Genomic DNA, 12,249 nt, shown 5'->3' on the forward strand with positions numbered 1-12,249 from the left:
CCGGTGAAGACTTCGGCCACGAAGAATGGCTGGGACAGGAAGCGCTGAATTTTACGCGCACGGGATACAACCAGTTTGTCATCTTCTGACAACTCGTCCATACCCAGGATCGCGATGATGTCTTTCAGTTCCTGGTAACGTTGCAGAATAGACTGCACGCCACGAGCCACATCGTAGTGCTCCTGACCAACAACCAGTGGATCCAGCTGACGGCTGGTGGAATCCAGTGGGTCAACCGCCGGGTAAATACCCAGTGACGCGATCTGACGGCTCAGAACCACGGTCGCATCTAAGTGAGCGAAGGTGGTAGCTGGAGATGGGTCAGTCAAGTCATCCGCAGGAACGTAAACGGCCTGTACGGAGGTGATTGAACCACTTTTGGTCGAGGTGATACGTTCTTGCAGAGCGCCCATCTCTTCCGCCAGCGTTGGCTGATAACCTACCGCTGATGGCATACGGCCCAGAAGTGCGGACACTTCGGTACCGGCCAGGGTGTAACGGTAAATGTTGTCAACGAACAGCAGTACGTCACGACCTTCGTCACGGAATTTCTCCGCCATGGTCAGACCGGTCAGTGCAACGCGCAGACGGTTACCTGGTGGCTCATTCATCTGACCATACACCAGGGAAACTTTGTCGATAACGTTGGAGTCGGTCATTTCGTGATAGAAGTCGTTACCCTCACGAGTACGTTCACCCACACCTGCAAACACAGAATAACCGGAGTGCTCGATCGCGATGTTACGGATCAGCTCCATCATGTTTACAGTCTTACCAACACCCGCACCACCGAACAGACCGACTTTACCRCCCTTAGCGAACGGACACATCAGGTCCATAACTTTGATACCGGTTTCCAGCAGTTCCTGGGAGTTTGCCAGCTCTTCATAAGAAGGCGCAGCGCGGTGGATCGCACGACGTTCTTCTTCGCCGATCGCACCTTTCATGTCGATTGGTTCACCCAATACGTTCATGATACGACCCAGAGTCGCTTTACCCACCGGTACTTCAATTGGGTGTTCCAGGTTGTTCACTTTCAGACCGCGACGCAGGCCGTCTGAGGTACCCATTGCGATACAACGAACAACGCCGCCGCCTAACTGTTGCTGTACTTCCAGCACCAGTTTGGAGGTACCGTTTTCTACCTCAAGAGCATTGTACACGTTCGGTACTGCATCCTGAGGGAACTCGACGTCCACCACGGCGCCGATTACCTGGATAATCTTTCCAGTAGCCATCTTGAATCCTCTACGTAATTCGTAAACCTAGCTTAAACCGCGGAGGCTCCCCCGACGATCTCGGTGAGTTCCTGAGTGATGCTGGCCTGACGAGCTTTGTTGTATACCAACTGCAGCTCTTTGATCAGGCTGCCGCCGTTATCGGTTGCGGCTTTCATCGCTACCATTCGCGCGGCCTGTTCGCTGGCCAGGTTTTCTACGACGCCCTGATAAACCTGGGACTCCACATAGCGACGCAGGAGAGTATCCAACAGTGCTTTAGGGTCCGGCTCATACAGGTAATCCCAGGATTTTTTCGCCAGTTCGCCGTCTTCTGCTGGTGGCAGAGGCAACAACTGAACGATACGTGGTTCCTGAGACATGGTATTGACGAATTTATTGCTAACAACGCATAACTTGTCTAAGCGACCTTCGTCGAAAGCCTGCAACATCACTTTCACCGGCCCGATCAGTTCTGACAGGGAAGGGTTATCCCCCATGCCAGTCACCTGAGCAACAACGTTGCCCCCAACGGAGCCGAAGAAAGAGGCTGCTTTAGAACCGATCAGTGCGAGATCAACTTCAACACCTTTTTCGGACCAGCCTTTCATCTCTGACAGCAGTTTTTTGAACAGGTTAATGTTCAGACCACCACAAAGACCACGGTCGGTAGACACCACCAGATACCCGACACGCTTAATTTCACGCTCATCCAGGTACGGGTGCTTGTATTCCAGATTACCAAGCGCAAGGTGACCAATCACTTCACGAATGGTTTCTGCATAAGGACGGCTGGCCGCCATGCGATCCTGCGTTTTACGCATTTTGGAGGCGGCGACCATTTCCATCGCTTTAGTGATCTTTTGCGTGTTTTGCACGCTGCTGATCTTACTACGTATCTCTTTTCCGCCGGCCATCTCTGCTTCTCCTCATTACCAAACGGCCTGCTGCTTATCTGCCAGAGGCAGGGCAGCAAGGCCGCGAGGTGTTACCAGGACTGGGTTGCTTTGAAGGTATCGAGGATATTTTTGAATTTACCCTCGATCTCATCGTTATACGCACCAGTTTGGTTGATTTGCTGCAGAAGCTCGCCGTGCTCACGGTCAGCGTAAGCCAACAGTGCAGCTTCGAAGCTACCGACTTTAGACAACTCAACGTCTTCCAGATAACCACGTTCTGCTGCGAAGATGATCAGAGACTGCGCAACGATTGACATCGGAGCGTATTGTTTCTGTTTCAGCAGCTCAGTCACTTTCTGACCGTGGTTCAGCTGTTTACGGGTTGCCTCATCCAGATCAGAAGCGAACTGCGAGAACGCAGCCAGCTCACGATACTGTGCCAGAGCGGTACGAATACCACCGGACAGTTTCTTCATGATCTTAGTCTGAGCAGCACCACCAACACGGGATACCGAAATACCCGGGTTAACCGCAGGACGAATACCGGCGTTGAACAGGTTAGATTCCAGGAAGATCTGACCATCGGTAATCGAGATTACGTTGGTCGGAACGAACGCGGAAACGTCACCCGCTTGCGTTTCGATAATTGGAAGCGCAGTCAGGGAACCGGTTTTGCCTTTCACTTCACCTTTGGTGAATGCTTCAACATACTCGGCGTTAACACGCGCAGCACGTTCCAGCAGACGGGAGTGAAGATAGAAAACGTCGCCTGGGTAAGCTTCACGACCAGGTGGACGACGAAGCAGCAGGGAAATCTGACGGTAAGCAACAGCCTGTTTAGACAGGTCATCATAAACGATCAGTGCGTCTTCACCGCGGTCACGGAAGTATTCACCCATTGCGCAACCGGAATACGGTGCCAGGTATTGCAGTGCAGCAGATTCTGATGCAGTTGCAACAACAACGATGGTGTTTGCCAGTGCGCCGTGCTCTTCCAGTTTACGAACCACGTTAGAAATGGTGGACGCTTTCTGGCCGATAGCCACATAGATACATTTGATGCCGGAATCGCGCTGGTTGATGATCGCATCGATCGCCAGAGCTGTTTTACCGGTTTGACGGTCGCCGATGACCAGTTCACGTTGACCACGACCAATTGGGATCATGGCATCAACGGACTTATAACCTGTCTGCACAGGTTCATCTACCGACTGACGTTCGATAACGCCAGGTGCGATTGCTTCAACAGCTGAGAAGCCGTCGTGCTCTACCGGACCTTTACCATCAATTGGCGCACCCAGGGTGTTAACCACGCGGCCCAGCAGGCCACGGCCAACTGGAACTTCCAGGATACGGCCAGTACATTTTACTTTCATACCTTCGGCGAGGTCAGCGTAAGGGCCCATTACAACGGCACCTACAGAGTCACGCTCCAGGTTCAGGGCGATAGCGTAGCGGTTACCCGGCAGCGCAATCATTTCGCCTTGCATGACATCGGCTAAGCCGTGCACACGGATGATCCCGTCACTGACGGAAACGATAGTACCTTCATTGTGAGCTTCGCTCACCACATTGAACTGAGCAATGCGCTGCTTGATCAGTTCGCTGATTTCGGTGGAATTCAGTTGCATGCTCCAGTCCCCTTAAGACTGCAAGACGTCTGCCAGGCGTTCTAGACGACTGCGAACGCTGCCATCAATCACCATATCACCTGCACGGATTACGACACCGGCAAGAACAGACTTGTCAATTTTGCAATTCAGCTTAACTTTGCGAGACAGACGTTTTTCCATCGCAGCAGCAATTTTTGCCTGCTGTTCTTCCGAAAGCGGATTTGCTGAGGTCACTTCAACTTCAGCAACAGCCTCGAGAGAGGCGCGCAGTTCAATAAACTGCTCCAGCACTTGCGGAAGAACGCGTAAACGTCCATTTTCAGCCATTACCTTAATCAGGTTTTGGCCTGCGTCGTCGAGTTCGTCACCACATACGGCAATAAACGTTTTAGACAAAGTTTCAGGCGCGCTAGCACCGGAAAGCAGTTCTTCAATTTGTTCATTGCGCGTGACTTCAGCCGTGAACGCTAACATGGACTGCCAGCGGTCTAAGCTTTGGTGCTCAACGGCAAAGTCAAAAGCTGCTTTGGCGTAGGGGCGAGCTACAGTTACAAATTCAGACATCAGCCCCTCCCTCCTTACAGTTCAGCGACCAGTTTATCAACGATGTCGCTGTTAGCAGCTTCATCCACGGAACGTTCGATAATCTTCTCGGCGCCAGCAATGGCCAAAATTCCGACTTGCTTACGCAACTCTTCACGGGCGCGTTGGCGTTCGGCGTCGATCTCTGCCTTGGCTTGCGACACGATCTTGTTACGTTCCTGCTCGGCTTCAGCTTTTGCTTCGTCGACGATTTGAGCTTTACGCTTGTTCGCCTGATCGATGATTACCTGAGCTTCAGCTTTGGCTTTCTTCAGTTGGTCGGTCGCATCGGCTTGCGCTAAGTCCAGCTCTTTTTTGGCACGTTCTGCGGAAGATAAACCTTCAGAAATTTCTTTCTGACGTTTTTCGATGGCAGCCATAATTGGCGGCCATACGTACTTCATGCAGAACCAGACAAACAGGACGAACGCGATAGCCTGGCCGAGGATTGTTGCGTTAAGATTCACAGCACAATGCCTCTTTCAAAGTGAATTATTTGATGTAGTTCGATTAACAGTGAGCAAGCTCAGTGTTAGGCGACAGCAAACATCACGTACAGACCCAGACCAACCGCAATCATTGGGATTGCATCGACCAGACCCATAACGATAAAGAACTGTGTACGCAACAGAGGGATCAGGTCAGGCTGACGTGCAGCACCTTCCAAGAATTTACCACCCAAGATGCCGATACCGATTGCAGCACCGATTGCCGCCAGGCCCATCATCACAGCGGCAGCCATGTACAGCAGATCCATACTCAGGTTTTCCATGACAGTCTCCAGTTTGTTTCAGTTAAAACGCAGTAGTGTTGAAAGAAAATCAGTGTTTTTCAGATGCCATCGAGAGATAGACAATCGTCAGAACCATGAAAATAAAGGCTTGCAGCGTAATGATCAGGATGTGGAAAATGGCCCAAGGCACATTTAGAATCCACTGTGACCACCACGGCAACAGGCCAGCAATAAGGATGAAGATCAACTCACCCGCATACATATTGCCAAACAGTCRCAGACCCAGTGAAACTGGTTTAGACAGCAGGCTGACACCTTCAAGAATCAGGTTAATCGGAATGAAAACCGGATGATTGAATGGCTGCATTGTCAGTTCTTTAATGAAACCGCCAAAGCCTTTCATCTTAATGCTATAGAAAAGAATCAGAATGAATACGCCAAGTGCCATTGACAACGTGATGTTCACGTCAGCCGTAGGAACCACACGCAACGCTGGCAGACCAAAGATGTGCTCGCCGATGAATGGCAGCAAATCGATTGGCAGCAAATCCATCAGGTTCATCATAAATACCCAGACGAAGACGGTCAGCGCGAGAGGTGCAATCACTTTGCTTTTGCCGTGATACATGTCACGCACGCTGCTGTCGACGAAACCAACGACCAGTTCAACTGCGGTTTGCAGTTTACCCGGCACACCGCTGGTGGCGTTTTTGGCTACGCGATGGAAAATAACCAGAAAGAGTACTCCGAGGAACACGGAGAAAAACATCGAATCGATGTTAATCGACCAGAATCCCGTCCCAATCTGAAGCTGAGTCAGATGGTGACCGATATACTCTTGTGGAGTAGAGATTTCTCCTGATGCAGACATGATGCCTCTTACCCTTTAGTAGTTAAGTACGGTAACTGTTAATGACGGCCGGTGCCAAAATCTGAGTCATCAACACCGATAAATAGGCCAACCCCAACGGAGCAAAAGCCGCCTTAAACAGGCCAAGTGCGATAACCATTAAGATCACCGTAACCAGCACCTTCAGCGCTTCTCCGATTGCAAAGGACCAGGCAACCCGTCCAGAGACCGTTGTTTGCGCCTGATGGCGCCATGCAAACAGCATGAACAGTACATTTGGCACCCAGGCGGCCAACCCACCCATAAGAGCCGATGTGGTCCATTCCAGGCTTTTAAAACCAAATACTGCACTGAGCAGAACAAAGGTCAATAACTGCAGTATCAACAGCTTTCTGGCAACCTTCACACTATTTGTACTGTGTAAAATACCGGATACAGACATGACGTTTGTTCTCTCCGTATCAAGTACCTAGCTGGAGGTAGACTGAATGCCGTATATCACTGCCTTTACTGTTTTGAGTCAAGCAGCAAAAACCGAGCAAATTATACGGGGCACAGGGACGAATTCAATGGATAAGTAGCGAAAAGGTGAACAATTATTTAAATTTTCCCCTTCACGACTATTTTGACAACCAAACTATAGCTGAATTTGCCCTTTTTGGTTTGATACGGTTATTTCATCACCCGACAAAGAAGCGTGCACTGGATCACATAATTAACTCATGACACTTTATATACCCTGCACTGTTTGAATGTCTTTAGCTAATCAGGCCTTTTAAAATCTTTATAAATCAATTTGTTAATAAAACACTGTTCGTTAAACAATCTTCTTTAAAAATAACCACGATTTATTGACACAACAACCCAACAAATAACAACATTTTCATTACAAGTTCAATATCAGCCGGTTGATGACCGTTCAATTTCAAAAGTGACTATTACAGTCCGGATTAAAATAAAAACATCTCTGAAATGCTATCAGTCTGTAAAAAAGCGGTGATTGAGTGTTTGTCACCGCTATATAATTAGCCTGCTCATTTTAACTGCAATAACACATGCGCTTTTTAAATATTTTTTGATAAAACGCAACTTTAGTTTGAGCTAAGAATGACGAGATGCCGTTCCCCGTCAAGTTCTGGTACCTGCAGTTTTATGACCGATTCCAAAGTGATACCTTCCGGCAATAGCGCCATTTCATCATCAGGGCTCACCCCTTTTAAGGCGTAAAAACGCCCCTGCCCTTTTTGTGGCAGGTGATGGCACCAGGAAAGCATATCCTGCAGGGACGCAAAAGCACGGCTGATCACCCCATCAAACAACGGGTCTGGCTCAAACTCTTCCACACGACTTTGTACCGGTTCGATATTTTTCAGCCCCAGTTCATGCTGAACCTGACGCAGGAAGCGTACGCGCTTACCCAGGCTGTCCAGCAGCGTAAAGTGTGAATCAGGGCGAACGATGGCAAGAGGAATTCCCGGTAAACCAGGGCCTGTGCCTACGTCGATGAAACGGCTGCCCTGCAGATGCTCATTTACTACGATGCTGTCCATGATATGGCGTACCAGCATCTGCATCGGGTCACGGACAGACGTCAGGTTATAGGCTTTGTTCCACTTATGCAGCAGTTCCACATAGCCAATCAGTTGCTGTTTTTGCTGATCGGGTAACGCTATTCCTGCCGCAGCAAGCAGCGAGTCCAGTTTCTTTTGCACAGTGAATCCTCAGAAAGAGTCGATATTCCGGGAACAGCCCGGTTGAGAAATGATAAAACACTCAGAAAGATGGGAAAAGTAAGAACTGACCGCCGCTTTGTTTTCAAAGGGCGGTCATAAGAGAGGTGAGTTATGCGCTACGGCGCAGTAAGCCTTGTTTTTTAAGCCAGATCAGCAAGATCGAGATAGCTGCCGGCGTAATACCCGAGATCCGCGATGCCTGACCAATGGAAGTTGGCTTGTGATCGTTAAGCTTGGCGATCACTTCATTGGAAAGACCATTAACCTGGCGGTAATCAAGATCAACCGGCAGCACAGTGTTTTCGTTACGCTGCTGTTTTTCGATCTCTTCCTGCTGACGGGCGATATAGCCTTCATATTTGATCTGAATTTCAACCTGTTCTGCTGCCTGCACATCCGGGACAGAAGGTGCGAACGGAGAAAGACGGGTAATCAGCTCATAGGTCATTTCAGGACGACGCAGCAGTTCTTCTGCACTGGCTTCTTTAGAAAGCGGTGCAGAAAGATGTGCATTAATCTCTTCAACCTGCGCGTGATGAGGGTTCACCCAGATACCACGCAGACGCTGACGTTCCTGTTCGATCATTTCCAGTTTTTCGTTGAACCGCGCCCAGCGGGCATCGTCAACCAGACCTAATTCACGGCCTTTTTCTGTCAGGCGTAAATCGGCATTGTCTTCGCGCAGCATCAGTCGATATTCAGCGCGTGATGTAAACATCCGGTACGGTTCTTTGGTGCCCAGCGTACACAGGTCATCAACCAGCACACCGAGATAAGCTTGATCGCGACGTGGCGCCCAGCCCTCTTCTTCGCTGGCACTACGGGCAGCATTCATGCCGGCGAGTAAGCCCTGTGCAGCGGCTTCTTCGTAACCCGTCGTACCGTTGATTTGTCCGGCAAAGAACAGACCGGCGATAAATTTACTTTCCAGCGTCGGTTTCAAATCACGCGGATCGAAGAAATCGTATTCAATCGCATAACCCGGACGAACAATAACGGCATTTTCCATCCCCTGCATAGACCGGACGATCTGCATCTGCACATCGAATGGCAGGCTGGTGGAAATTCCGTTTGGATAAACTTCATTGCTGGTCAGGCCTTCCGGTTCAAGGAAGATCTGATGAGAATTGCGATCGGCAAAACGCATGACTTTATCTTCGATCGACGGRCAGTAACGCGGGCCGATCCCTTCGATGATCCCGGCATACATCGGGCTGCGATCCAGATTATTGCGGATCACGTCATGGGTTTTTTCGTTGGTATAGGTCATGTAACACGGGATCTGGCGCGGATGTTGCGACACATTGCCCATGAACGAGAATACCGGTGCCGGATTATCACCATGCTGTTGTGCCAGAACACTGAAATCAATGGTCCGGGCATCAATACGCGGAGGTGTACCGGTTTTAAGACGGTTAACGCGTAAAGGCAATTCACGCAAACGTTGAGACAAAGAGATCGCCGGAGGATCCCCTGCACGGCCACCGCTGTAGTTTTCCAGACCTATGTGGATCTTTCCGTCCAGGAAGGTGCCGACAGTCAGTACAACCGCTTTAGCGCGGAATTTCAGCCCCATTTTGGTCACAGCACCGACCACACGATCGTTTTCGACGATCAGGTCTTCAACAGGTTGCTGGAAGATCATCAGGTTTGGCTGGTTTTCCAGGGCGGTACGGACGGCCTGACGGTACAGAACGCGGTCAGCTTGAGCACGTGTTGCCCTGACTGCCGGGCCTTTGCTTGCGTTTAGTATCCTAAACTGAATACCCGCATGATCGATAGCCGTAGCCATCAGTCCGCCCAATGCGTCGACTTCTTTTACCAGATGTCCTTTCCCGATCCCGCCAATTGCCGGGTTACACGACATCTGTCCCAGCGTGTCGATATTGTGGGTTAATAATAAGGTCTGACGTCCCATGCGTGCAGAAGCCATTGCGGCTTCAGTACCTGCATGACCACCACCTATGATGATGACGTCAAATTGATCCGGATAAAACATGCGACTGCACCTCGGCGTTCAAGCGAACTTTCTTTGTATGGCGTTGGGAGGAGGGATTCTACTCAAGTTTTGAGCTTCCACAAGTCCCCGGGGATCTTCACTAATTAAAAGAAGATCTTTTTTATTTAAAGATCTCTTATTAATACTTCTATTAGGATCGCGATCCTCTGTGCATAAGTCTTTTTTGTTTATGAAGATCAGTATGCTAAGAAGGATCGAATGCTGTGAATGATCGGTGATCCTGGACAGTATAAGCTGGGATCAGAAGTGAGAGTTATGCACAGCATGAAAAGCGTACAGGAGTTGTTAGAGGGATAACTACGGGTTTTACCCTGCTTTTAAGCATAGTTATCCACATCTGATCGCCTGAAATTTACACTTATTTGATCAAATTAATCCAGTTGATCACCCAAACCTCGGCCGGATCCTCAGGAATTTCGTGTTGAGTCACGTCGATCTCAAGACGATCACCGATCCGTTTTGCCCCTAATGACGTCAGTTTTTGATCCAGAGAACTGATCGCGCCACAGAAGGTGTCATATTCACTGCTGCCTAAACCTAATGCACCAAAGCGTACTTTTGACAGATCGGGTTGCTGATCTTCCAGCTGCTCCATAAAAGGTTGCAGGTTATCAGGCAGCTCACCAGCACCGTGTGTCGAGCACACGATCAGCCAGATACCTTCCTGCGGAACTTCGTACAGTTCCGGACCATGGAACATCTGAGTGGAAAAACCGGCTTCTTCCAGTTTCTCAGCCACGTGTTCTGCTACATATTCGGCACTGCCAAGCGTACTGCCACTGATCAGGGTAATGTCAGACATGATGCTCTCACCCGGGAAAAGGAGGCTATTGTACGCTGTGAATGAGCTGGGATCTACCTGTGGATAATAGGGGTATAGAAATCAGTGCTCAGGGCTGGATGGTACGTGTGATGGGGTTCTGCAGGGAGATCAGCGTCTCGGTCGACTGGATCTCGTCAATTGTCTGGATCTTGTTGATAAGTACGTGCTGAAGGGAATCAATCGAGCGGYACATGATCTTAATGAAAATGCTGTAATGCCCGGTGGTGTAATAGGCTTCGACCACTTCTTCTATACTTTCGAGCTTTTTCAGTGCCGACGGATAATCCTTGGCACTTTTCAAAATGATGCCAATAAAACAGCATACGTCGTAACCCAGCTGTTTAGGATTGACGGTAATATGCGCGCCGGTAATGATGCCCGCTTGTTTCATTTTTTCTACGCGGACGTGGATCGTCCCCGGGCTGACGGTGAACACTTTTGCCAGTTCAGCATATGGTGTACGGGCATTATCCATCAGGGCGTTCAGGATCCCGCGATCCAGCTCGTCGAGCTGATAAATTTCAGTCATGATTATCTTTCTCTTTAGGCTTAATTTCTCTGCCAGCGTCGCTGTACGCGGCTTTTCATACCGGTATCGAAGCGCCAGATATGATCGAAAATGCGCAGGATGCCGGGCTTGCCATAGTGCGACATTGCCAGGGCATGAAAGCGGTGATGTTTTTCCCGTTGCAACGCCCTGACCTTCTTTTGTACTTCATCTGGCAACCGCTGGGCGATAAAGTCCGAGATCACCACTGCATCAGCATCCTCCCACTGCGGAGAAGCGAGTTTATCCAGTGTGGCATTCAGACAGGCGGCCAGATCGGTACCACCACGAAAATGCTGCCCCAGAAAGCGCAGCGCCTGATCCAGGCCGCCGTTGGAGGTCAGTTCATAATGGATCACTTCACTGGCAAACAACATGATGTAACATCGGCGGTTATCAGCCAGTGCGATTTTCAGTAACGCCAGACAGAACGCTTTGGCGCACTGTTCGTTAAATCCCCCCATCGAACCGGATGTATCGACGCAGACGACAAAAGGTCCACGCGGTTGCGGTTCCTGTTGCTGATAGACCACAGGCCGTTTGACCACTTTCTCGCGCCAGACGTCCCCTTGCAGGCGATATGTCATCAGACGCTTTTCCAGCAAACGGCGGTAAAATTCGTATTCCAGCTCAGGCAGCCCCAGCGTCACCAGCTCCGTCGGCATCAGGCGCAAAATATCATCGCTCTGATGAATGCCATTCACTTCTTCCGGCACCGTTGCAGGTTCGCRCACCATCAGCCGGTGAGTTTCCATTTTTGCATCTTCATGCGGACTGGTTTTGACCGTCTGGCTGCGGCCCAGTTGTTCTGCCAGATGCATCAGCTCAGGCTGCTGCTGAAGAAAAGCGCCGAAACGCGCCAGCGACTGAATATCACCCCGCAGACGCTTCCCTTTACTCATATCCCACAACCGGCCTGCTGCCGTATCGTTCTCCGCTAATAAAGGAGAGAGCTCGCTGCTGAGCTGCAGTCGTTGCAGCAATTCTTCCTGCAACTGCTCCTGTTCTTGTTCGAGTAACTGATGATGAACGTTCACCGTTTGGAAGGTCAGGTTCAGGCGCCAGCGCTGGAGGAACAAGGTATGAAAGCTGTTGCCGGTTTTCGCCGTCCGTGAGGTTTCATTATTCTCCTGTAAGGTGCGGGCTTCAGTGGCAAAGGGAGAGCTGAGTTGCTCCAGTTCATCGATGAGGGAAGGCAGTCCGGACTGAAAAGCCGTGGCGTCGATCTGCTG

The 12,249-nt window shown here is 50.1% G+C and carries 13 protein-coding genes; all 13 read right to left on the minus strand.

The window, feature by feature from the left end; all coding sequences use genetic code 11:
• A partial coding sequence (atpD, locus tag AC1DUO_RS21885) for a F0F1 ATP synthase subunit beta (protein ID WP_477988722.1) occupies window positions 1–1,238 on the minus strand: 1,238 nt, incomplete at its 3' end.
• Window positions 1,239–1,270: 32 nt separating this feature from the next.
• On the minus strand, window positions 1,271–2,134 hold the full coding sequence (atpG, locus tag AC1DUO_RS21890) for a F0F1 ATP synthase subunit gamma (protein WP_013577683.1): 864 nt from the start codon (window positions 2,132–2,134) through the stop codon (window positions 1,271–1,273).
• A 71-nt stretch (window positions 2,135–2,205) separates the two neighbouring features.
• Window positions 2,206–3,747, minus strand: coding sequence for a F0F1 ATP synthase subunit alpha (atpA, locus tag AC1DUO_RS21895; protein ID WP_013577682.1), 1,542 nt, complete (start codon window positions 3,745–3,747; stop codon window positions 2,206–2,208).
• Window positions 3,748–3,759: 12 nt separating this feature from the next.
• The gene (gene atpH / locus AC1DUO_RS21900) at window positions 3,760–4,293 is read right to left on the minus strand and encodes a F0F1 ATP synthase subunit delta (RefSeq protein ID WP_013577681.1); all 534 of its coding nucleotides are present in this window, start codon (window positions 4,291–4,293) and stop codon (window positions 3,760–3,762) included.
• A 14-nt stretch (window positions 4,294–4,307) separates the two neighbouring features.
• Entirely contained in the window at window positions 4,308–4,778 is a 471-nt protein-coding gene (gene atpF, locus AC1DUO_RS21905) for a F0F1 ATP synthase subunit B (protein WP_013577680.1), read from the minus strand.
• Window positions 4,779–4,843: 65 nt separating this feature from the next.
• Window positions 4,844–5,083, minus strand: a complete 240-nt coding sequence (gene atpE, locus AC1DUO_RS21910) for a F0F1 ATP synthase subunit C (protein WP_004093904.1) — start codon at window positions 5,081–5,083, stop codon at window positions 4,844–4,846.
• Window positions 5,084–5,132: 49 nt separating this feature from the next.
• Window positions 5,133–5,915: a F0F1 ATP synthase subunit A gene (gene atpB / locus AC1DUO_RS21915; RefSeq protein ID WP_477988742.1), complete on the minus strand. Its 783-nt coding sequence runs from the start codon at window positions 5,913–5,915 to the stop codon at window positions 5,133–5,135.
• A gap of 22 nt (window positions 5,916–5,937) precedes the next feature.
• Complete coding sequence (atpI, locus tag AC1DUO_RS21920; protein WP_013577678.1) at window positions 5,938–6,336, minus strand: F0F1 ATP synthase subunit I; 399 nt, start codon at window positions 6,334–6,336, stop codon at window positions 5,938–5,940.
• A gap of 649 nt (window positions 6,337–6,985) precedes the next feature.
• Window positions 6,986–7,606: a 16S rRNA (guanine(527)-N(7))-methyltransferase RsmG gene (gene rsmG / locus AC1DUO_RS21925; protein ID WP_013577677.1), complete on the minus strand. Its 621-nt coding sequence runs from the start codon at window positions 7,604–7,606 to the stop codon at window positions 6,986–6,988.
• Between the two features lie 130 nt (window positions 7,607–7,736).
• Window positions 7,737–9,626: a tRNA uridine-5-carboxymethylaminomethyl(34) synthesis enzyme MnmG gene (mnmG, locus tag AC1DUO_RS21930; protein WP_112152011.1), complete on the minus strand. Its 1,890-nt coding sequence runs from the start codon at window positions 9,624–9,626 to the stop codon at window positions 7,737–7,739.
• A 379-nt stretch (window positions 9,627–10,005) separates the two neighbouring features.
• Window positions 10,006–10,449, minus strand: a complete 444-nt coding sequence (gene mioC / locus AC1DUO_RS21935; protein WP_013577675.1) for an FMN-binding protein MioC — start codon at window positions 10,447–10,449, stop codon at window positions 10,006–10,008.
• 88 nt (window positions 10,450–10,537) lie between these two features.
• Window positions 10,538–10,999 (minus strand): transcriptional regulator AsnC, encoded by a 462-nt coding sequence (asnC, locus tag AC1DUO_RS21940; protein WP_477988745.1) that lies wholly within the window; start codon window positions 10,997–10,999, stop codon window positions 10,538–10,540.
• Between the two features lie 20 nt (window positions 11,000–11,019).
• On the minus strand, window positions 11,020–12,249 hold a 1,230-nt coding region (viaA, locus tag AC1DUO_RS21945; protein ID WP_477988747.1), incomplete at its 5' end, for an ATPase RavA stimulator ViaA.

Source organism: Rahnella sp. P4_A8 (genome assembly GCF_056402435.1).